At 72.5% G+C, this 20,492-nt stretch carries 20 protein-coding genes, 2 tRNA genes and 1 pseudogene; 16 read left to right on the top strand and 7 right to left on the bottom strand.

Going from position 1 to position 20,492, the window contains the following annotated elements:
* Positions 1–17: 17 nt before the first annotated feature.
* Entirely contained in the window at positions 18–512 is a 495-nt protein-coding gene (locus KSK32_RS04955; RefSeq protein WP_216928895.1) for a hypothetical protein, read from the bottom strand.
* A 202-nt stretch (positions 513–714) separates the two neighbouring features.
* Positions 715–966: a hypothetical protein gene (locus KSK32_RS04950; protein ID WP_216928894.1), complete on the bottom strand. Its 252-nt coding sequence runs from the start codon at positions 964–966 to the stop codon at positions 715–717.
* Between the two features lie 156 nt (positions 967–1,122).
* On the opposite strand from KSK32_RS04950, the pseudogene KSK32_RS04945 reads away from it, so the two are divergent.
* Positions 1,123–3,002 (top strand): annotated as a pseudogene (locus tag KSK32_RS04945) (propionyl-CoA synthetase).
* A 58-nt stretch (positions 3,003–3,060) separates the two neighbouring features.
* Here the strand turns inward: KSK32_RS04945 and KSK32_RS33200 are convergent.
* Both KSK32_RS33200 and KSK32_RS04935 read right to left on the bottom strand, forming a co-directional pair.
* Positions 3,061–3,567: a hypothetical protein gene (locus KSK32_RS33200; protein ID WP_254186944.1), complete on the bottom strand. Its 507-nt coding sequence runs from the start codon at positions 3,565–3,567 to the stop codon at positions 3,061–3,063.
* A complete protein-coding gene (locus KSK32_RS04935) occupies positions 3,522–6,482 on the bottom strand; it encodes an Hsp70 family protein (RefSeq protein WP_216928886.1) in 2,961 nt (986 codons plus the stop codon). The genes KSK32_RS33200 and KSK32_RS04935 overlap by 46 nt, the downstream gene beginning before the upstream one ends.
* A gap of 129 nt (positions 6,483–6,611) precedes the next feature.
* Here KSK32_RS04935 and KSK32_RS04930 point away from each other — a divergent pair, with 129 nt between their 5' ends.
* From KSK32_RS04930 to KSK32_RS04910, 5 genes are all read left to right on the top strand, one after another.
* A complete protein-coding gene (locus tag KSK32_RS04930; RefSeq protein WP_216928883.1) occupies positions 6,612–7,259 on the top strand; it encodes an MOSC domain-containing protein in 648 nt (215 codons plus the stop codon).
* 32 nt (positions 7,260–7,291) lie between these two features.
* Positions 7,292–8,320: a questin oxidase family protein gene (locus KSK32_RS04925; protein ID WP_216935816.1), complete on the top strand. Its 1,029-nt coding sequence runs from the start codon at positions 7,292–7,294 to the stop codon at positions 8,318–8,320.
* A gap of 15 nt (positions 8,321–8,335) precedes the next feature.
* A complete protein-coding gene (locus KSK32_RS04920; protein ID WP_216928882.1) occupies positions 8,336–8,761 on the top strand; it encodes a nucleoside deaminase in 426 nt (141 codons plus the stop codon).
* Positions 8,762–8,860: 99 nt separating this feature from the next.
* Positions 8,861–9,268, top strand: a complete 408-nt coding sequence (locus KSK32_RS04915) for a hypothetical protein (protein WP_216928880.1) — start codon at positions 8,861–8,863, stop codon at positions 9,266–9,268.
* A 140-nt stretch (positions 9,269–9,408) separates the two neighbouring features.
* Positions 9,409–10,179, top strand: coding sequence for a hypothetical protein (locus KSK32_RS04910; protein WP_216928878.1), 771 nt, complete (start codon positions 9,409–9,411; stop codon positions 10,177–10,179).
* Here KSK32_RS04910 and KSK32_RS04905 read toward each other — a convergent pair whose 3' ends face one another.
* Complete coding sequence (locus tag KSK32_RS04905; RefSeq protein WP_216928876.1) at positions 10,180–10,716, bottom strand: hypothetical protein; 537 nt, start codon at positions 10,714–10,716, stop codon at positions 10,180–10,182.
* A gap of 181 nt (positions 10,717–10,897) precedes the next feature.
* Here KSK32_RS04905 and KSK32_RS04900 point away from each other — a divergent pair, with 181 nt between their 5' ends.
* The 3 genes from KSK32_RS04900 (at position 10,898) to KSK32_RS04890 (ending at position 12,884) form a co-directional block, all read left to right on the top strand.
* A complete protein-coding gene (locus tag KSK32_RS04900) occupies positions 10,898–11,311 on the top strand; it encodes a contact-dependent growth inhibition system immunity protein (protein WP_216928874.1) in 414 nt (137 codons plus the stop codon).
* A 66-nt stretch (positions 11,312–11,377) separates the two neighbouring features.
* Positions 11,378–11,890, top strand: a complete 513-nt coding sequence (locus tag KSK32_RS04895; RefSeq protein WP_216928872.1) for an O-acetyl-ADP-ribose deacetylase — start codon at positions 11,378–11,380, stop codon at positions 11,888–11,890.
* 475 nt (positions 11,891–12,365) lie between these two features.
* On the top strand, positions 12,366–12,884 hold the full coding sequence (locus KSK32_RS04890) for a PH domain-containing protein (RefSeq protein ID WP_216928870.1): 519 nt from the start codon (positions 12,366–12,368) through the stop codon (positions 12,882–12,884).
* Positions 12,885–13,204: 320 nt separating this feature from the next.
* On the opposite strand, the gene KSK32_RS04885 is transcribed toward KSK32_RS04890, so the two are convergent.
* Positions 13,205–13,278, bottom strand: a tRNA-Gly gene (locus KSK32_RS04885).
* Positions 13,279–13,549: 271 nt separating this feature from the next.
* Here KSK32_RS04885 and KSK32_RS04880 point away from each other — a divergent pair.
* The 5 genes from KSK32_RS04880 (at position 13,550) to clpX (ending at position 18,132) form a co-directional block, all read left to right on the top strand.
* Positions 13,550–13,623: transfer RNA gene (locus KSK32_RS04880), tRNA-Pro, on the top strand.
* Positions 13,624–13,772: 149 nt separating this feature from the next.
* The gene (gene tig / locus KSK32_RS04875; RefSeq protein WP_216928868.1) at positions 13,773–15,119 is read left to right on the top strand and encodes a trigger factor; all 1,347 of its coding nucleotides are present in this window, start codon (positions 13,773–13,775) and stop codon (positions 15,117–15,119) included.
* 174 nt (positions 15,120–15,293) lie between these two features.
* Positions 15,294–15,935 (top strand): ATP-dependent Clp protease proteolytic subunit, encoded by a 642-nt coding sequence (locus tag KSK32_RS04870; RefSeq protein WP_018786886.1) that lies wholly within the window; start codon positions 15,294–15,296, stop codon positions 15,933–15,935.
* A 14-nt stretch (positions 15,936–15,949) separates the two neighbouring features.
* The gene (locus tag KSK32_RS04865) at positions 15,950–16,612 is read left to right on the top strand and encodes an ATP-dependent Clp protease proteolytic subunit (protein ID WP_013288034.1); all 663 of its coding nucleotides are present in this window, start codon (positions 15,950–15,952) and stop codon (positions 16,610–16,612) included.
* A 227-nt stretch (positions 16,613–16,839) separates the two neighbouring features.
* The gene (gene clpX, locus KSK32_RS04860; RefSeq protein ID WP_018786885.1) at positions 16,840–18,132 is read left to right on the top strand and encodes an ATP-dependent Clp protease ATP-binding subunit ClpX; all 1,293 of its coding nucleotides are present in this window, start codon (positions 16,840–16,842) and stop codon (positions 18,130–18,132) included.
* Between the two features lie 24 nt (positions 18,133–18,156).
* Here the strand turns inward: clpX and KSK32_RS04855 are convergent, their stop codons facing one another.
* Entirely contained in the window at positions 18,157–18,780 is a 624-nt protein-coding gene (locus tag KSK32_RS04855) for a helix-turn-helix domain-containing protein (RefSeq protein ID WP_216928866.1), read from the bottom strand.
* 41 nt (positions 18,781–18,821) lie between these two features.
* Here KSK32_RS04855 and KSK32_RS34500 point away from each other — a divergent pair, with 41 nt between their 5' ends.
* Together KSK32_RS34500 and KSK32_RS04845 are read left to right on the top strand one after the other, a co-directional pair.
* On the top strand, positions 18,822–19,655 hold the full coding sequence (locus KSK32_RS34500; protein WP_216928864.1) for an EamA family transporter: 834 nt from the start codon (positions 18,822–18,824) through the stop codon (positions 19,653–19,655).
* A gap of 39 nt (positions 19,656–19,694) precedes the next feature.
* Positions 19,695–20,492 carry a carbon-nitrogen hydrolase family protein gene (locus KSK32_RS04845; protein WP_216928863.1) on the top strand — a complete coding sequence of 266 codons (798 nt, stop codon included), beginning with the start codon at positions 19,695–19,697 and terminating at the stop codon, positions 20,490–20,492.

The following is a 20,492-nucleotide window of genomic DNA, read 5'->3' as shown; positions in this document are numbered from 1 at the left end:
GACCCGGGGCGTCGGCGTCAGAAGGTGGTCGGCGCGCCGGCCGTCCGGCAGGCGGCGTTGATGTCCTTGCCGGCCTTCTCCATGGCGGGGTTGTCGGCGGCGGTGCCCGGGTCGGCGGCCGAGCCCGCCTTGCCGGCCTGCGCGCCGAACTCCTTCAGAGCGACGGCCGCCTTGCCGTCGCCGGCGGTTGCGGCGAGCGTGGTCACCCGGTCACCGAGTTCGGTCAGGATCGCACCGGTCTGCTTCGTCAGGTCGCCGCCCGTCTGCACGACGGTCATCAGCTTCGCCCGCATGTCCTTGTTGATCTTCTCTGCGGCGGTGCAGAGTTCCTTGTCGCTCCTCGCGGCCAGCGACGGCGAGGGGGCCGTGGAGGAGGGGGCCGCCGAGGAGGGGGCGGCGGAGGCCGAGGTGGCCGCCGGCCCGGCCGTGGCCGAGGGCTCCTCGTCGCCGCACGCGGCGAGGCCCAGCACGGCACAGGTCAGGAGGATCGGGAAGATCCGGTTGGTTGTCACGCCCGGGCACGCTAGCCGACGCCCGTCATTGATCAAACTCGGTTCGCCCGGGCCGGCCCCGGGATGCGCGGGCGGGCGGCGTTCGCGCCGCCCGCCCGCGTGCCCGGCCGCGGTGCGCCGCGACACCGGTCGTCTCTCCACCAGGACCGTGCTGCCTTACCCCGCCCCACGGGCTTCATCCGTCGCCCGTTGGGCTGAGCCGTCACCGCTGCTCGTCGGCCTTCGGCGACGCGACTCGGGCCGCCGGGTCCTCGACGCCCGGCTCGCCACCGCCGGGCGCCACCATGCCGTCGTAGTTGTAGACCACGCCGTCGTCGCCGTGCTGCTTCGTGGTCCGGACGTAGCGGTGGATCATCCCGTCGAGCTCGATCTCCACCAGGGCCTTGCCGTCCGCGTCCTGGCTGCTGCCGTCGCGGGGACCGCCCACCAGGTACGCCTTCGTGTTCGTCTCCATGTGCCCGCCCTACCCTCGTCCGGGCCGCCGGAAACGGCCGCGGGCCGCTACCGCTGACCGCCGTGAGCGGCCGTTCAGCGAGCCGGGGCGTGCTTCCGGCGCACCGGACCCGCCCGGCCGTCGTGCCGGCCCGGCACCGCGGCGCAGCATGACGGCATGGGCGCGTATCGATCAGCGTACGAGCGGAGCATCGCCGACCCGGCCGGCTTCTGGCGGGACGCGGCGGCCGGCATCGACTGGGTCATCCCGCCGGAACGCATCCTCGACGAGGAGGCGGCGCCGCTGTACCGCTGGTTCCCCGACGGGGTGCTGAACACCTGCCACAACGCGCTCGACCGGCACGTCGCCGCCGGGCGGGGCGACCAGCCCGCGCTGATCCACGACAGCCCGGTGACCGGCACGGTCCGCACGCTCACCTACGCCGGACTGCTCGCCGAGACGGCCCGGTTCGCCGGTGCGCTGCGCCGACTCGGCGTCGGCCGGGGCGACCGGGTGCTGCTCTACCTGGCGATGGTGCCGGAGGCGGTGATCGCCATGCTGGCCTGCGCCCGGATCGGCGCGGTGCACTCGGTGGTCTTCGGTGGCTTCGCCGCGCACGAGCTGGCCGTCCGGATCGACGACGCGCGGCCGAAGGTGGTGGTGGCCACCTCCTGCGGGATCGAGGCCGACCGGGTGGTCCCGTACCACCCGATCCTCGCCGCCGCGCTCGACGAGGCCGCGCACGCGCCGGAGCGCTGCGTGGTGGTGCAGCGCCCGCAGGAGCCGGCCCCGCTGGTGCCCGGCCGCGACCTGACCTGGGCCGAGGTGATGGCGGACGCGGAACCGGCGCCGTGCGAGCCGGTGGCCGCCACCGACCCGCTCTACGTCCTCTACACCTCCGGCACCACCGGGCGGCCCAAGGGCGTGGTGCGGGACAACGGCGGGCACGCGGTGGCGCTGCGGTGGTCGATGCGCCACGTCTACGGCATCGAGCCGGGCGAGGTCTTCTGGGCGGCCTCCGACGTGGGCTGGGTGGTCGGCCACTCCTACATCGTGTACGCGCCGCTGCTCACCGGTGCGACCACCGTGCTCTACGAGGGCAAGCCGGTCGGCACCCCCGACGCCGGGGCGTTCTGGCGGGTCGCCGCCGAGCACCGGGTGGCCGCCCTGTTCACCGCGCCCACCGCGATCCGGGCGATCCGCCGCCAGGACCCGGACGGCGAGCACATCACCCGGTACGACCTGAGCGCGCTGCGTACCCTGTTCCTCGCCGGTGAGCGGCTGGACCCGGACACCTGGGCCTGGGCGGGCCAGCGGCTCGGCGTACCGGTGGTGGACAACTGGTGGCAGACGGAGACCGGCTGGCCGGTGGCGGCAACCCGCGCGGCCTGGAGCCGCTGCCGATCAAGCCGGGGTCGCCGACGGTGCCGGTGCCCGGCTACGACGTGCGCGTGGTCGACGGCGCGGGCCGGGACGTGCCGCCCGGCACTGACGGCTCGATCGTGATCCGGCTGCCGCTGCCGCCCGGCTGCCTGCCCACGCTCTGGGGTGACGACGAGCGGTTCGTCCGCTCCTACCTGTCCACGTTCCCCGGCCACTACCTCACCGGCGACGGCGGCCGGTTCGACGAGGACGGCTACCTGTACGTGATGGGCCGCACCGACGACGTCATCAACGTGGCCGGGCACCGCCTGTCCACCGGCGCGATGGAGGAGGTTCTGGCGACGCACCCGGCGGTGGCCGAGTGCGCGGTGATCGGCGTTGCCGACGCGCTCAAGGGGCAGGTACCCAGCGGGTACGTGGTGCTCAAGGCCGGCGCCGACGTGGATCCGGACGCGCTCGCCGCCGAACTGGTCGCGCTGGTCCGGCAGCGGATCGGCCCGGTGGCCGCCTTCCGCCGGGTGACAGTGGTGCCGGCGCTGCCGAAGACCCGCTCCGGGAAGATCCTGCGCCGCACGATGCGGGGCCTGGTGGAGGGGCGTGACGAGCCGGTCCCGGCGACCATCGACGACCCGGGCGCGCTGGCCGTCTTCCGCGACCTCGGCGCCGCGGGCTGACCACCCCGGCGCGGTCGCGGCCGGACGAGCCGGACGGACCGACGCGGTGCTGGCGCGGTCAGCGCCGGGCCGGGTTGCCGGCGGCGTAGTCGCGGACGACCCGGACCAGTTCCACCAGGCCGCCGGCGTACTCCTGCGCCTCGGCGTGCGCCTCGTCGAACGGCGGCTGGAAGCCGACGCCCTCCCACTGCCCGGTGGCCTCGTTCCACCTGTACTGGCGGCCGAGCCGGGCGAGGCGCGCCTTGATGTCCGCCGACGTCAGGTACGCGTCGATGAAGTCCTTCTGGTAGCCGGCCGGCGGCGGGGTCGCGTCCGGCCAGAGCGACGGCGTCACCGGCCGGCTCGGCACCGGCTGCGGCAGCGCGTAGTGGTACCGGTACTCGCCCGAGTCCTCGAAGCAGTACAGCGGGAACGAGCCGGTGGCGCCGTCGGCCGTCCGCCAGCTCACCGTGATCTCCACGTCCGGGTCGTCGGTGGCGGTGGTGGCGACCTGGGCCTGGAGGAACGTCCGGCTTCCGGTCAGCCGGCGAACCGGTACAGCCGGAACTCCTTCTCCGCGCCGCACACCAGCATCTCGGTGTTCCAGGAGCAGGACTCGCTGCGGATCTGCTTGAGCTGCCCCATCTCGACCGGCTTGCCGTCCACCGCCGTCCCGGCGAGGACGCGGTCGTCCTCGTACGCGCTCGGCGCCTCGGAGAAGATCAGCAGGTTGCCGGCGTCCAGCCGGACCGCCGTGCCGTCCCGGTCGCGCAGCACCGCAGTGCCGTCCGGCGCGAACAGCGTCACCGCGTCCGGCGAGTCCCGTCCGGCCAGCACGTGCTCACCGACCGGCACCAGCGTCTCGGCGCGCGGCGCCGGCCACTGCCGGGTGCCCTCACCCTCGGTCGCCGCCACCACCCGGGTGTCGTCGGCGCCGCCGCCGGGCGTCTCCAGCAGGCAGGCGCGACGCTCCCCGCAGGTGACGAGATCCTTCACCCGGCCGCCCTGCTCCGGCGCCTCGTACAGCACGCTCGGTGTGCCGAGCCCGGACAGGTCGTAGGAGAGCAGCCGCAGCCCCCTGTCGTTCTCCGCCACGTACAGCCGGTCGTCGCGGGCGGCCATCGGATCGTCGAGGCCGGCCACGTTGCCCCGCTCCTTGAGGATCTTCCCGCTGCGCATGTCCAGAACCCGGACCGACCGGTCCGCGCCGACCTGCACGAGCCGGTCCGCCTTACCCGCCCACGGGGCGAGCGGCGAGCCCTCGGCGTCGGCGGGCCCGTCCAGTGCCGCGCCGGTGCCGACCGGCACCACCCTCGTGCGCGCGTCGCCGTACTCGGTGCGCGGGTTGGGCCGCTCCCACCGCTGCCGCCCGTCGTCCAGCCGCAGCCCGGCCAGGCGTTCGCCGGTGCGGTCCAGGCGGACCACCGTGTCCGGCCCGAGGTAGAGGGTGTCGTCGCGGCCGACGTCGGTCCGCCAGCGCTGCTTGCCGGAACCGCCGTCGAGCACCGCGAGCACGCGGGGGGTGTCACTGCCGGTGGCGTCGCCGAGGACGAGCAACCCGTCGGGCAGCGCCCGGATCCCCGCCCACCGCGGCGCGCTCGCGTCGGTCCGCTTCTCCCACACCGTCTTGCCGGTGGCCGCCTCCACGGCTGTCACCTGGAGGTGGTCGTCGGGCAGCGAACGGGCCAGGTAGGCGCGCTCCCCGAGCGTCGCGGTGAACATCTGGTCCGGCCGCGTGTCACCGGCGGCCACCGTGGTCACCAGCTCGGCGGTGTGGAAGTCCAGCGCCGGATGCCGGTCCCGGAACACCCAGAGCAGCACCGACGCCGCCACGGCGACGACCACCAGACCCGCGCCGAGCGCGATCCACCGGCCGCGCCGTGGCCGGCCGCCGCCGGGCCGGACGCCGCCCGCAGCGGGGGAGAAGGGCGCCCCGGGTACGCCGGGACCGGGCCCCGCCGGCGGCCATCCTCCGCCGGGCGGGGACGGCATCATCCCGGGTACGCCGGATCCGGCGTGGTGCGCGGCGGGCGGCACGAAACCGGAGGCGCCCGGGTCGTACCTCGGGTGCGGGGCCGGACCACCGGCGAGCGGCCTGCCGTCGTACCTCGTGGGGGACGTCTGCGGGACGGTGCCGTCGGCGACCAGCGTGCCGTGCGGTCCGGCGGACGCCGCGTCCGCCCCGCCGAGCGGCGCGGTCGGGTTCGTCCTCGTCGCACCGGCGGCGACAGTGGCCGCGTCGGTGTCCGGCTCGCCCGCGGGCGGTGCGGGCTGGGCCGATCCGGGCCGGACCGGCGCGGATCCGGCCGGCGCGGGTGGTGCCGACGCCGGCTGGGCCGGCACGGCGGGGCGGCCGGACCGCCGGGGCAGCGGCAGGTCGGTGAGCGCGCCCTCGGCGACCGGCATCTCCGGCTGTTCCAGCACCGTGGGCGCGATGCCCAGCTCGGCGTGCAGCAGCCGGGCCACGAGCGGCACCCGGGTCGACCCGCCGACCAGGAACAGGCCGGAGAGCTGCTCGGGGCGCAGCCCGGCGGCGGCGGTCACCTCCCGGGTCTCCGTCACCGCCCGGGCCAGCAGCGGCGCGGCGAGGTGTTCGAAGTCCTCCCGGGACAGCGGCACCGCCGCCTCCACCCCCGGTACGGCGACCGGCGCCACCATGGCCCGAGACAGCATCTCCTTGGCGCCGCGCACGTTGTCCCAGAGCTGCTGGCGGTCCCGCCGCTCGGCGGTGGTCGCCGGATCGGTCAGCCGGGCCCACTCGCGCGGGTGGGCCGGGCCGACCAGCTCGCCGAGCCGTCCGAGCAGGGCCGCGTCCAGGTCGAGACCGCCGAGGTCGGGGATCCCGCCGGTGGCGACCAGCTGGAAACCGGAGTCGCCCCACGGGTCGGCGCCCTCGTTGCGCAGCACCGCCACGTCGAGCGTGCCGCCGCCGAAGTCGAACACCGCCACCGCACCGCCCACCGGCACCGGCCGGCGCAGCACCTGCGTGAAGTAGCGCGCCGCGGCTACCGGCTCGCGCAGCAGGCGGGTGCCGGGCGCGATCGGTCCGGCGAGCGTGTGCTCGGCCGCCGCCGGCCAGCCGGCGAGTTCCAGCGCGTCGTGCAGCACCTGACGCCGGGCCGGCGTCCAGGCCGCCGGGTGGGTGACCACCGCCGGGGGCAGCATCCCGACCGCCGCCACCGCCGCGTCCGCTACCGCGCGCAGCGTCGCGGCCAGCAGCTCCGCCGGCCGGTACGCCCGCCCGCCCAGCTCCACGGTCTCCTCGTCGACCCGGCGCTTCGGGTTCGGCTCGAAGCCGGCCGGGTCGGCCTGGGCCAGGCGCTGCGCGTCCCGCCCGACGTGCAGGTGACCGTCGGCGTCGGCGTACACGCCGGACGGCATGATCGGGTGGCCGTCGACGAGCACCGGCCGGGTCCGCCCGTCCGGCCAGCGCAGCACCGCCACGGTGTTCGAGGTGCCGAGGTCCACGCCGAGGGCGAAACCGTCCTGCTGGTCTGCCATCCGCGGCTACCTCCACCACCCGACGAGGATGTCCGGCCCGCATCGTACGCAGCCCGCGCCGCCGCGCCGCCCACCCGGCCCGGGGAATGGACTGGCCGGGACGGCCCCCTGCCGCATACCGTCGCCGGCATGAGGGTGATCTCCGTCAACGTGGGCCGACCGCAGCCGAACCCGTGGAAGGGAATCGGCGCCACCGGCATCGACAAGCGTCCCGTGGACGGCCGGGTCGCCGTCACCGCGCCCGGTCCCAAGGGCACCGGCGCGGTCGGGCTCGCCGGTGACCGGGTCTACGACGTGGCCCACCACGGCGGCACCGACCAGGCGGTCTACGCGTACGCGCGGGAGGATCTCGACCACTGGGAGGCCGAGCTGGGCCGCCCGCTCGCCGACGGCAGCTTCGGGGAGAACCTGACCACCACCGGGCTGGACGTCAACGGCGCGCTGATCGGCGAGCGGTGGCGGATCGGGCCGGACCTGGTGCTGGAGGTCTCCTGCCCGCGCATCCCCTGCGGCACGTTCCAGGGGTGGCTGGGCGAACGCGGCTGGATCAAGCGGTTCACCGAGGCGGTACGGCCCGGGGCGTACCTGCGGGTGATCACGCCGGGCAGCGTCGGGGCCGGAGACCCGGTCGAGGTCGTGCACCGGCCCGACCACGACGTGACGGTGGCGCTGGTGTTCCGGGGGACGACACTGGAGACGGGCCTGCTGCCCCGGCTGCTGGTGGCCGACGCGCTCCCCGAGGAGGACATGGCGCGGATCCGCCGCCGCTTGACCTGAACCGCACTTCAGGTCGGACGCTTCCCGGTGTGCTGGACTCCGTACTCGACGAGGCGTACGAGCGCGTACGTGACACCGGTCCCGAGCGCGACGGGTGGCTGTCCAACCACGTGCCGATGGCGGCGGAGGCGCTGGTGCGCCACGGCCACGAGCGGGCGGTGCACCGCTGGATCGACGCGTACTCCGACCGGCTGGAGGAACGCCCGCGCGGCATCGGGCGCATCGCTCCCGAGGAGTGGCGCGACCCGCTCGGCGACCCGGTGCGTACCGGCGACTGGCTCGACCTCTTCGACCGTGAGCTGACCGGCGACCCGTGGCGCGACGTGCTGGCCCGCTGGTGGCCGCGCCTGCTGCCGGGCATCGCCGCCGGGGCCACCCACGGCGTCATCCGGGTCGGGCACGCCGTACGCGCGCTGCTCGACGCCGAGACCGCACCACGTGTGGCCGAACTCGGCCATGGGCTCGCCTACTGGGCCGCCCGCTGGCAGCCGCTGGCCCCGCCCGGCGCCGGGCCGTACCCCGGAACCGACGCCCGGTCCGCGCTCGACGCCGTGCCCCGCGTACCCGATCAGCGGTTCGGCATCCGGTCCCGACTGGCGCAGCTCGCCGACCTGGACCGGTGGCCGGCCGTGGCGGCGGCGGTGCCCGGCGACGCCGCCGCCGACGTGCCCACCCGGCTCGCCGCTGTGGTCGACGCCGCGGTGCTCCGGCACGGCACGCACGGGTACGCCAGCCCGGTGATGCTCGTGCACGCGTCGACCGCGCCGAACGCCGTCCTGCGTACCCTGCCGGCCCTGCCGCCGACGCTGTGGCAGCCGAGCCTGGCCGCCGCCTGGGCGGCGACCGCCGCCGTCACGGCCGCCTACGCCCCGGCCGGGGCCCGTTTCCTCCCGCCGGCCGCCGGGCCGGAACTCGACGAGGTCATGGCGCGGGCGCTGGACACCGGGGACGCGCACGCGATCAAATTCGTCGACACCCTGAGCGACGCGTACGCCCGCAGCGGCGACCCGGCCCTGCTCGCCGTCGCCGCCCGATCCGTCGAGCAGATCGCCGCAGACTGAACACGTGGAGGGCTGATGACACCCGACGACGAGGCGTTCCTGCGCCGCGCCGTGGAACTCGCCGACCGGGCCGGCGCGTCCGGCGAGCGGCCGTTCGCGTCGCTGCTCGTCGGCGCGGACGGCGCCGTCCTGATCGAGGACCACAACACGGTGGTCTCCGACAAGGACGTCACCGCCCACCCGGAGCTGAAACTGGCCCGCTGGGCCGCCCGGCAGCTCGCCCCCGAGGCGGCGGTCGCGACCACGATGTACACCAGTTGCCAGCCCTGCCCGATGTGCACTGTGGCGATCGACGCATCGGGCCTCGGCCGGGTCGTGTACGCGCTCTCCACCGAGCAGTTCGAGCAGGTCAAGCCCGCCACTGCGGCACCACGCCCGGTCCGGTACGACGGGCCGGCGCTGTTCGACGAGGCCCGCCGGCCGATCGAGGACCACTACTAGGCACGCCGGCGCGGACCCGTTGACAGCGATCCGTCGGATGCCGACACTCACAGCCCGGCGCGGGTGCCGGCCGCGAGGCGAGCACGGGTGGAGATGATCGTGTCAGAGGCATCGGTGGAGGTTCCACGGCGGAGCGCCCGCTCAAGGGGTCTGCTGTCCGTCGGCGTCGGTACGGCCCTGCTCGGTCACGCGCTGGTGGCCGCCGCCGTGCCCGTCGTCATCTGGCGGATGGGCGGCTACAGCGACGTGGATCTGGAGGCCGGGGGCAGGTTCGCCGTCAACTTCGAGGCGGTACGCACGTTCGTGCTCGCCCACGCCGCTCTCGGGCTCACGATTCTGGTGGCGTCCCTGGGCCTGGCCTTCTTTCGGCGGTGGCTGAGCCTGGGCCTGCTCGTGGGGTGGGCGGGCGGCTGGCTGCTGAACGCCGCCGCCCTGGGTCTCGACATGGCCGTGTGGTGGCCACCGCTGCTGCAGGGCGACGGCCTGACCCAGATCTGGCGGTGGTAGAACCGTGATCCCACTCGAACCCGCCCGGCAGACCACCGAATAGTCGTGGATACCTGCGAGGCGGCGACCGTCCTCGCACGGGGCACCGCGGACGGCGTGCGACGCCTACGCTGTGCCGCACGGCGACAGGGGGTGGGCCGGTGGGGCGTCGGCTGGGGTACGTCGCGATGACGCTGCTCGGTGCGCTGCTGTTCGGCACGGCCGGGCTGGCCGTCGGCTCCTGGTACGGCGGCCGGGGCGCCGAACCGCTGAGCCCCGAGAAAGCTCGGAGTGCGGCCGGTGAACTGCTCCCCGGTGCCGAGCCGAGCGGCTCGATGACGATGCGCGGCTACCGGTACGGCGTCTTTCTGGCCGCCGATGACGTCGGCGGCAGCCGGGTCGAGTTCCAGTACGGCGACGGCCCCGACTGCACGCTGTCGGAGCAGGTGCGGCGTGCCGCCGAGACGCGCGGGTGGCGGGAACTCCGTCCGGTGCCGGGCGCCGCGTGCGACGGCTGGCGGGCCGAGCGGGACGGCTTGACGGTCACGCTCACCCATACGAGGTACGCGTCGAGGCTGAGCATCACGCAGTCCGCTCCCGGCGGATTCCGCGCCGCCACGATCACCGGCACCCTGCTCGGCGCCGCCGCCGGTGCGGCGCTGTTCTGGGTGGTGGCGCGGAGTCGTCGGCCCGTACCGCTGGTGGTCGGCACGCTGGTGACCGCCAGTCTTTTCCCGGCTGCCGTCGTCACCTGGACGGACCTGGCCGTGCACCGGCTCGCCGAGCCGGTGTGGCCCGTCTGGCGCGGGTTCGTCCCCGTGCTGGTGCCCTTGTGGCTCGTGCTCCTTCCGATCGGCGTGATCGTGTTCGCGAGGCGACGGGATCCGGCAGTGCCCGCCACCGACCCGGTCGCGACCAGCCGAGCCGGCTGATCAAGGGACGCCCGACTCGTCGTACGGCACGCAGTCCCACAGGGTGTTCGCGCGCTCGCGGACGACCGCGAACACCGGCCGGGACAGCACGACGTCGCCCGCCCGCTGGACGATCCCCAGGTCGTCGGAGGCCGGATCGCCTTCCGGGGCGTACTGCGGCGCGATGCCGCGAGCCAGCACGTAGCTCAGGAACTGCTCCTCCAGCCGGGACGGCACACGTCCGACCAGCCTGATCCCGTCCAGCGTCAGCTGTGGTCCGTACCGGGCATCGACGACCACGCAGAACAGGCCCTCTGAGCTGCTGAAATAAGCCGTGACCGCTGTGGCGTGGGCAGGGACGCACGCGTTGCGGAACTCCGCCTTCGTCGGCCGGTCGAAGTCGCGGTGTGCGACCGAAACCGACGCGGCGAACCCGGGCAGCGCCTCGGCCGCCTCGTCGTGGCTCATCCCGAACCGCAGAGGTCCCACGCCGACCGACGGCGTGTACGTCCACTGCTCCCGCTCAGCCTCGGTCAGGACATGCCAGCGGCTCGTCATGAGTCAACCACTCCCATCTCGTTCGTGGCCGCAGGGTTCGTGCTCGGCCCGGCTCGCCACCAGCGGGTGCCGATGGGTCTTCGGTTGTTCGTCCATCCTCCGGACGGCTGCGTTGCGCCGAAGCCCGGAAGCGGTCCGGGAAGTGGAAGACAGTTGCGGGACGCGGGCTAGCCTGACCGCCGTGACGACGATCGAGCAGCTCGAACGGGACGTCTGGCCGGACCCCGGCCGGGACGCCACGTCTCTCGTGCGGCGCTGCGTGGAGCTACGACGCAAGCCGCTGGCTGAGTTCACGGTCGAAGACCTGCGGATCATGCTCGGGCAAGAAATCGGCGTGCCTGCTCTGCTGCCCCTCGCGTCGCAGGTTCTGCTTCGCGATCCGTTGGCGGAGGGTGACTGCTACCCGGGCGACCTGCTCGCCAACGTGCTGCGGCTCCCCGAGTCGGCGTGGTCTGGCCTGGGAGCCGAACGGGAGGGGCTGCGATGCGTTCTGGCCGAGCTCGTCGCCGGTCGCCCGTTCTCCGGCCCGGACCGTGAGCCGCGTGTGCCGGACCGGCAACTGCGCGAAGCCATCGTGCGGTTTCTCGGTCGGTGAGAGCGGACAGGATCGAAGCGGCGGAGGCCGTCTGCCGGGGAAGCGCTCTGGTGGCATCATCGATCGGTGCCTGTGATCGAAGTTGTCCTTGGTGACATCACCCACGAGGACGTCGATGCCATCGTTACCGCGGCGAATGAGTCACTGCTGGGCGGCGGCGGTGTAGACGGGGCAATCCATCGTGCAGCCGGACCGCGGCTGGCCCAGGCGGGTGCTGCGCTGGCACCGTGCGATCCGGGCGACGCGGTCGCCACGCCGGCGTTCGATCTGGACCCACCGGTACGCCATGTCATTCACACCGTCGGTCCGGTGTGGGAAGGCGGCGGCTACGGTGAGGCCGATGTCCTGGCGTCGTGCTACCGGCGCAGCCTTGAGGTTGCCGATGAGGTCGCCGCTCGCCGCGTCGCCTTCCCAGCCATCGCTACTGGCGTTTACGGGTTTCCGGCCGACCAGGCGGCGAGGATCGCAATCTCGACCATGAGAGCAACACCTACGAACGTCGAGCACGTCCGCCTGGTCGCCTTCGACCAAGCCACGTACGAACTGCTGGCTTCGGCGCTCCAGGGGTCCGGCCGTTGAGTTCGTGAGGCGGATCCCGGGGCAGGCGCCAGACCTTCCGGTGAGGGTGGTAGCCCTTGCTGGCGGCGTTGATCTGTCAGCACGCGTCCAGCGAGGGGGACAGCGATGTGCCTCGGCTATGCAAGGCGGATCGCCCGGCAGACCTGAGGCAGGGGCGGCCCGAACCGGGTCGGAGGCCGGTGGAGCGGGCGACGGGAATCGAACCCGCACCGTCAGTCCTGAAGAGCGCGCTCAACGGGCCGTGATGCCCGAAACACCTGCGGCAGGCGGCATCGCCGAACGCCGCTCGTGCCCGCTCACGACCGCTGTGCGCCACGGTTACCGGCCCGTGGGTTGCCCGGCACAGCCACTGCCTTGCAAGGATCAAGGCTGCTGCCGGCCGGTATCGAACACTGCCGCTAGCCTGGATCACCGACGCTGACCGGCGCACCCTGTCACGTGTGGCAGTGAGCGGGGCTGGTGAGGAGTTGAGCCCATGATCCGGCGGATGGACCCCCTCGCCCTGTCAGCGATCGCCATGCTCGTTCCGACCGGCATCTGGGGGCTGTGGGAGGGCGGTATCCAGACCGCGATGCTGGTCCTTCCGGTGATCGGCACGCCGGTGCTACTCGTGTACCTCGCGGGGCCGGCTGCCTTCGTGGCGGTGACCCGCACGCATGTAGTCGTGGCCAACCCGCTCGTCAGATACAGCGTTCCGCGGTCACTGGTCGACGGCGTCCGGATCGACGGATTCAGCATCGAGCTGCAGATTTCCGGGCACTCGCCTGTTCCGATTGCCGCCCTGACCCCTGGCGCGGGCCCTCCCAACCGGTGGTCCCGGGTCGCGCGCTTGAGAAGGATAGCGACGCTCTTGGAGTACACGCCGGCGACGCTCATGGCCGGCACGATGGTGCGCCGGTACCGGTGTGTACACCTCGTCCTCTTGGCGGTGGACGTGCTGGCTCTGGTCGGAATGGTGATTCACCTGAGCGCCGGCACGTTCACCCCTGCATAGGTCCGAACCCGGGAGGTACGTCCCGAGAGACACCAGCCCTGCATGAGCTAGTGAGGCCGATCTCCTCGTCGGGCAGTCGTAGGCCGCCCGGGGAGGCTGGTAGCCCTTGTGGTGCCCGGCGAGGTGATCCGCCCGCCGATCCACCAGCACGCCACCAGCGAGCGTGACCGCGCGATAGCGCAGGCAATGGACCGTCGCATCGCCGGAAACGGCCGCCGCCGAGCGTGAACGGCACGCGGATGGCACGCAAGATCCAAGATGGGGGAGAAGGTGAAAGGCCCAGGCGCCGCGATCATGCGGTCCACCTGGGCCTTCGTGGGTGGAGCGGGCGACGGGAATCGAACCCGCACCGTCAGTTTGGAAGACTGAAGCTCTGCCATTGAGCTACGCCCGCGCGCACCCCGCCATCGCGGGACGCGCCGACAGCGTACCGAATCCCGGTAGACGTCGCGAAGCGCATACCCCGCGCACGGCGTCGACCGGCAAGATCCACACCACTTCGGCGAGGTGGCGCCTTCCCGCGCCCTCGGACCCAGCCACTTACCCGAGCTGGCGTCCGGCCGCCGCCCGACGGCGTCCGGCCGCCCGACGGCGCGGGGCCGCCGCCACGCCGCGCCCCGGTCACCCGCGCGGAGGACCGGACGGCATACACTCTTCGTCGCCACCGGGGTGTGGCGCAGCTTGGTAGCGCACTCGCTTTGGGAGCGAGGGGCCGTGGGTTCAAATCCCGCCACCCCGACTGTCGTTCGCGACCGGATCGTCCCGGGAACCGCCGGTTTTCTCCGCGCGGTACCCGGGCCCTGCCGATGCCGTCGGCCGGCTCGCCTACACTCGATGCGCGCAATCACGCCCCAGACTCAACACCCAGATCCGTCAAGGAGTACGCCTGTGAAGAGCACCGTCGAGACTCTGAGCCCGACGCGCGTGCGGCTCGCCATCGAGGTGCCGTTCGTCGAGCTCGAGCCGAGCCTCAAGAAGGCGTACCGGGAGATCGGCCAGCAGGTCCAGGTTCCCGGCTTCCGCCGGGGCAAGGTCCCGTCCGCCGTGATCGACCAGCGGGTGGGCCGGGGGACCGTCCTCAACGAGGCGATCCAGGAGGCCATCCCGCAGAACATCCTCGCCGCGGTCCGGGAGCACGACCTGAAGACGCTCGGCCGTCCCGAGGTCGACATCACGGAGTTCAACGACGGCGACTCGCTCAACTTCACCGCCGAGGTGGACGTCCGGCCGGAGATCACCCTGCCGGACCCGGCCACCATCGAGGTGACCGTCGACGAGATCGAGATCGCCGACAGCGAGATCGACGAGCAGATCAACAGCCTGCGCGAGCGGTTCGCGACGCTGAAGACCGTCGAGCGGGCCGCCCAGGAGGGCGACTTCGTGCAGATCGACCTGAACGCCACGGTCGACGGCGAGGAGGTCCCGGGCGGTTCGGCGAGCAACATCTCGCACGAGGTGGGCAGCAAGCAGCTCCTGCCGGGTCTGGACGAGGCGCTGGTCGGCCTGGCCGCCGGCGACAGCACCACCTTCACCACGCAGCTCGTCGGCGGCGACTACGCCGGCCGTGACGCCGATGTGGCGGTGACCGTCCGCACGGTCAAGGAGAAGGAGCTCCCCGAGCTCAACGACGACTTCGCGCAGATGGCCAGCGAGTTCGACACCATCGAGGAGCTGCGCGGCGACCTGCGGGAGCGGGTCACCCGGGGCAAGCAGGTCGAGCAGATCTACGCCGCCCGTGACAAGGCCCTGGAGCAGATGGTGGCCGCCGCCGAGGTGCCGGCGCCCGAGGGCGTCGTCAAGGAGGAGGTCGAGAGCCGCAAGGCCGCGATGGTCGACCAGCTCGAGCGTATCGGCGCCTCCCTGGAGGAGTACCTCGCGGCGGAGGAGAAGACCGAGGAGCAGATCGACGCCGAGCTGACCGAGGCGGCGACCGACGGCGTCAAGATCCAGCTCCTGCTGGACACCCTGGCCGACGCCGAGGACGTGCAGGTCTCCGACGACGAGTTCGGTCACGAGATCGTGCACCGGGCGCAGCGCGCCGGCATGGCCCCGCAGCAGTACTACGACCAGCTGGTCCGCTCCGGCGCCGCCGCGGCCGTCTTCGGCGACGTCCGCCGGGGCAAGGCGCTCGCCGCCGTGATGGAGAAGATCAAGATCAAGGACTCGGCGGGCAACGAGGTCTCCCTCGACGCGCTGCGGGCCCAGAACGAGGCCGAGCACGACCACCAGCACTGACCGTGAGGGTGTCGGCCGCCGTCCCGCGCTGCGCGCCGGGAGGCGGCCGAAACCCTTTCCGGGGTACGCCGTGCGGGTGACTGCGCTGAGAGCGAACAGTGCCCCGACCGGGAGTGCGCCTCCCGGCTGAGCGGTTAGTGTCGGGTAGGACGGTACGGAGAGCGAAGGGCTGCCATGACCGACATGCACATCCCCAAGAAGTCGCTCCGGGTGAACGAGGCCCGCGGTGGCGACTCCATTGGCAACCTCGACGACTCGGTCTACAACCGGTTGCTCAAGGAACGGATCATCTTCCTGGGCAGCGAGGTGAACGACCAGGTGGCCAACCGCATCTGCGCGCAGCTCCTGCTGCTCGCCGCGGAGGACCCGGACCGCGACATCTTCCTCTGGATCAACTCGCCGGGTGGCTCGGTCTACTCCGGCATGGCCATCTACGACACCATGCAGTACATCGACAACGACGTGTCGACCGTGGCGATGGGCATGGCCGCCTCCATGGGCCAGCTGCTGCTCTGCGCGGGCACCAAGGGCAAGCGCTACGCCCTGCCGCACGCGCGGATCATGATGCACCAGCCCTCGGGCGGTCTCGGCGGCACCGCGTCGGACATCGCGATCCAGGCCGAGCAGATGCTCTACACCAAGCGGATGTTCCAGGAGCGGGTCGCGTTCCACACCGGCCAGTCCCAGGAGCAGATCGAGGCCGACTCGGACCGCGACCGTTGGTTCACCGCCCAGGAGGCCATGGACTACGGCTTCATCGACAAGGTGATCATCGGAGCCGCCCAGGTTCCGGATGGCGCCGGGACCCTGAGCTGAGCGAGGAGCTGACGATGACCGACCTGAGCCTGCCGCCCCAGTTCGCGGCCGTGCACAACCGCTACGTCCTGCCGTCGTTCGTCGAGCGCACGTCGTACGGGATGAAGGAGTCCAACCCGTACAACAAGCTCTTCGAGGACCGGATCATCTTCCTCGGCGTCCAGGTGGACGACGCGTCGGCCAACGACGTGATGGCCCAGCTGCTGACGCTGGAGGGCACCGACCCGGACCGCGACATCATCATGTACATCAACTCGCCCGGTGGCTCCTTCACCGCCATGACGGCGATCTACGACACCATGCAGTACGTCCGCCCGGACATCCAGACCGTCTGCCTCGGGCAGGCGGCGAGCGCGGCGGCGGTGCTGCTCTCCGCGGGCACCCCGGGTAAGCGGATGGCGCTGCCCAACTCCCGGATCATCATCCACCAGCCGGCCACCGAGGGCGGCTACGGCCAGGGCTCGGACATCGAGATCCAGGCGCGGGAGATCCTGCGGATGCGGACGCAGCTGGAGGACATGCTCTCCCGGCACTGCAACCGGCCGATCGAGCAGGTCCGCAAGGACATCGACCGTGACAAGATCATGACGGCCGAGGAGTCCAAGGAGTACGGGCTGGTCGACACGATCCTCACCAGCCGCAAGAAGGGTCTGCTGGCGTCGCACGCCGCGGGCTGAGCAACGTGTGGTCGGAGGTCGATCGGGGTATCGTTCCCGGTCGACCTCTGACACACCCGTTTTGGGGGTCGGAGAAAACCCGGCCACCGGGTAACGTCGGGTCTGTACCGCTCCGCCGGTCGGATCGGGTGGAGCCGACAGCATGGTGGGACGACAGGACGGACGGGCGCTCCGGCGCCCGCAGGTCAGGGCCGGCGTTCCGGCCGACGAGTGCAGGGAGAACGTAGGTGGCACGGATCGGTGACGGCGGCGACCTACTGAAATGCTCCTTCTGCGGCAAGTCGCAGAAGCAGGTCAAGAAGCTCATCGCGGGGCCTGGTGTCTACATCTGCGACGAGTGCATCGATCTCTGCAACGAGATCATCGAAGAGGAGCTGGCCGAGTCCGGCGAGGTGAAGTGGGAAGAGCTTCCCAAGCCGATGGAGATCTGCCAGTTCCTCGACAACTACGTCGTCGGTCAGGAGCAGGCCAAGAAGGCGCTCGCCGTCGCGGTCTACAACCACTACAAGCGGATCCAGGCCGAGGCCGCAGGCGCGCCGGGCTCCGGCACCGACGGGGTGGAGCTGGCCAAGTCCAACATCCTGCTGCTCGGCCCGACCGGTTGCGGCAAGACGCACCTGGCGCAGACGCTCGCCCGGATGCTCAACGTGCCGTTCGCGATCGCCGACGCCACCGCGCTCACCGAGGCGGGCTACGTCGGTGAGGACGTCGAGAACATCCTGCTGAAGCTGATCCAGGCTGCCGACTACGACATCAAGCGCGCCGAGACGGGCATCATCTACATCGACGAGGTCGACAAGATCGCCCGCAAGTCGGAGAACCCGTCGATCACCCGTGACGTCTCCGGCGAGGGCGTGCAGCAGGCGCTGCTGAAGATGCTCGAAGGCACTGTGGCCAACGTGCCACCGCAGGGCGGGCGCAAGCACCCGCACCAGGAGTTCATCCAGATCGACACCACGAACGTGCTGTTCATCTGCGGTGGCGCGTTCGCCGGGCTGGATCAGATCATCGAGGCCCGCACCGGCTCCGGCGGCACCGGCTTCGGTGCCCGGCTCCGGTCGGTGTCCGAGCGGTCGACGGACGACATCTTCAGCCAGGTCATGCCGGAAGACATGTTGAAGTTCGGGCTCATCCCCGAGTTCATCGGCCGGCTTCCGGTGATCACCAACGTGCGCAGCCTCGACCGCACCGCCCTGGTGCGGATCCTCACCGAGCCGCGTAACGCGCTGGTCCGGCAGTACCAGCGCCTGTTCGAGCTGGACGGCGTCGAGCTGGAGTTCGAGCAGCCCGCACTGGAGGCCATCGCCGACCAGGCCATGCTCCGCGGCACCGGCGCTCGCGGCCTGCGGGCGATCATGGAGGAGGTCCTCCTCTCCGTGATGTACGAGGTGCCGAGCAACCCCGACGCCGCCCGGGTGCTGATCACCCGCGAGGTCGTCCTGGAGAACGTCAACCCGACGATCGTGCCCCGCGAGTTCACCGGCCGGCGCCGGCGGGACCGCGAGGAGAAGTCGGCCTGACCGCCGTTCGCGACCGCGCCCGGATCAGCTCGGGCGCGGTCCGCGTGACCGGGTCCGCCGGTCCCACTCGCCCGACGGGGTGACCACCACCATCATCAGGCGCACCGGCCCGTCACCGGCCGTGCGGTAGCCGTGCTCCCGGTCGGCGTGGAACTCGACCGTCTCGCCGGCGCGTACCTCGTGGTCGGCGCCGTCCACGGTGACGGTCGCCGCCCCGTCGAGCACGTGCAGGATCTCCCGGGTGCCGTGAGCGTGGTCGGAGGACTGCAACGCCTCCCCGGGTTCCATCCGCCAGTCCCACAGCTCGACCAGGTCGGGTTCGCCGAGTCCGCTGAGCAGACGCGCCAGGCCGCCGTGCGGGCCGCGCCACAGCACCGGCGCCTCGTCGGCCGCGCTGACCCGTACCGTGCTCTGTTCGGCGGGCTCCAGCAGCCGGGCGATGCTGACGCCGAACGCGTCGGCGACCCGGCAGAGCGTGCCGATGCTCGGGTTGGTCCTGGCTCCCTCGATCTGCACCAGCATGCCCTTGCTGACCCCGGACCGGCCGGCCAGTTCCTCGAACGACCAGCCGCGGGCCGCTCGTAGCTCACGTACCTGGCGGGCGACCGCGGAGGTCACCGCGCCGACCCGTCCACCGGTATCGGTCATCACACTGTCCTTAGCGGTCACTATTATGGTACGACTGCGGGGTGCTCCCCATTGTCCTCGCCGCCGTCTCCGCGCTCGCCTTCGGCACGGCCGACTTCGCCGGCGGCAAGGCGTCCCGGCGCGCCGACCCGATCGCCGTGACTGTGGTGTCGCAGATCCTCAGCGTCCCGCTGCTGCTCGTCCTCGTTCTCGTGGTGCCGGGCATCCCGAGCCCGGTCGACCTGGGATGGGGACTGCTCGCCGGGGTGGCGGGCGCGGGCGGCGTCATGCTGCTCTACCGCGCTCTCGCCACCGGCGTGATGGCTGTCGTCGCGCCGGTCACCGCGATCACCGCGGCGATCGTGCCGATCGTCGCCGGCCTGGTCCTCGCACACTCGCCGGGCGTTGTCGCGCTCGGCGGTGCCGTGCTCGCCGTGGTCGCCATCGGGCTGGTCAGCCTCGGGGAGCGCGGTGCGGCCCGCCGCGTCTCCGGCCGCGTGATCGGCATGGCGCTGGCCGCCGGGATGCTCTTCGGCGTCTTCTTCGCGCTGCTCGGCCAGGCCGACGAGGCCGCCGGCATGTGGCCGGTTCTGGCGGTACGCGTCAGCTCGATCGCGTTCGGCCTCGCGCTCGCCGTCCGCACCGGTGCACGCCTGCGGCTGGGGCGGAGTGTGCTCGGCTGGGCCGCGGCCGCCGGTCTGCTCGACTCCGCCGCGAACGCGCTCTTCCTCGCCGCGGCAGGCCGGGGACACCTGAGCGTGGTGGCCGCCATCGCCTCGCTCTATCCGGCGAGCACCGTCCTGCTCGCGCTCGCCGTCGACCGCGAACGACTCCGGCCGGCACAGGTCGCGGGGCTCGGCTTCGCCGCGGCAGCGCTCGTCCTGTCCAGCGTCTGAGCCCTGTCGCACGCCCGCATCCGCCCGTACCCTCGGGTCATGCGCGTCGCCGTCTGCCAGCTCAACGCCCGCGACGACCGGGCGGCGAACCTCGCCGCCGCCGAGGCCCTGCTGGTCAGGGCCGCGGCGGCCGGGGCGGATCTCGCCCTCCTTCCGGAGTACGTCGACTACCTCGGTCACGCCGACCGGATGCCGCCGGCCGAGCCGGTCGACGGCACGGTGGGGCGGTTCTTCGCGGAGGCCGCCCGCCGGCTGGGCATGTGGGTGATCGCCGGCTCGTTCCACGAGGCCGGTCCGGACCCGGCGCACACCTGGAACACCTCGCTGGTCTTCGACCGCGAGGGCGCGCTCGCCGCCGCCTACCGGAAGATCCATCTGTACGACGTGGAGATCCCCGGCCGCGTCTCCTACCGGGAGTCGGCGAGTGTCGCGCCCGGCGACAAGCCCGTGGTGGTCGACGTCGAGGGCCTCCGGGTGGGCCTGTCCATCTGTTACGACCTGCGGTTCCCGGAGTTGTACCGCCAGCTCGCGACCGACGGCGGCGCCGAGCTGCTCGTCGTGCCGGCGGCGTTCATGATGCACACCGGGCGGGACCACTGGGAGGTGCTCCTGCGGGCCCGGGCGATCGAGAACCAGTGCTTCGTGGCGGCGGCGGGCCAGACGGGTGACCACGACCCGGGCCGGACCTGCTTCGGACGAAGCATGGTCGTCGACCCCTGGGGGACGGTGCTGAGCCAGGTCGCCGACGGTCCGGGGCTGACGGTCACCGAGATCGACCTGGAGCGGCTGCGGACCGTCCGTACCGAGCTGCCCAGCCTGGCCAACCGCCGGCTGTGA

It is taken from the genome of Micromonospora sp. WMMB482, from assembly GCF_019038635.1.
GTDB classification, from domain to species: Bacteria; Actinomycetota; Actinomycetes; order Mycobacteriales; family Micromonosporaceae; genus Micromonospora; species Micromonospora marina.
This window is presented reverse-complemented; position numbering and strand designations above follow the sequence as displayed.

Bases quoted from the DNA above. Each gene is read 5' to 3' on its own strand.
- KSK32_RS04890 (WP_216928870.1), top strand. From the start codon at position 12,366: ATGATCCGGCGGATGGACCCCCTCGCCCTGTCAGCGATCGCCATGCTC.
- KSK32_RS04905 (WP_216928876.1), bottom strand. From the start codon at position 10,716: ATGACGAGCCGCTGGCATGTCCTGACCGAGGCTGAGCGGGAGCAGTGG.
- KSK32_RS04845 (WP_216928863.1), top strand. From the start codon at position 19,695: ATGCGCGTCGCCGTCTGCCAGCTCAACGCCCGCGACGACCGGGCGGCG.
- KSK32_RS04935 (WP_216928886.1), bottom strand. From the start codon at position 6,482: ATGGCAGACCAGCAGGACGGTTTCGCCCTCGGCGTGGACCTCGGCACC.
- KSK32_RS04870 (WP_018786886.1), top strand. From the start codon at position 15,294: ATGACCGACATGCACATCCCCAAGAAGTCGCTCCGGGTGAACGAGGCC.
- KSK32_RS04930 (WP_216928883.1), top strand. From the start codon at position 6,612: ATGAGGGTGATCTCCGTCAACGTGGGCCGACCGCAGCCGAACCCGTGG.
- KSK32_RS04855 (WP_216928866.1), bottom strand. From the start codon at position 18,780: ATGACCGATACCGGTGGACGGGTCGGCGCGGTGACCTCCGCGGTCGCC.
- KSK32_RS04865 (WP_013288034.1), top strand. From the start codon at position 15,950: ATGACCGACCTGAGCCTGCCGCCCCAGTTCGCGGCCGTGCACAACCGC.
- KSK32_RS04950 (WP_216928894.1), bottom strand. From the start codon at position 966: ATGGAGACGAACACGAAGGCGTACCTGGTGGGCGGTCCCCGCGACGGC.
- KSK32_RS04920 (WP_216928882.1), top strand. From the start codon at position 8,336: ATGACACCCGACGACGAGGCGTTCCTGCGCCGCGCCGTGGAACTCGCC.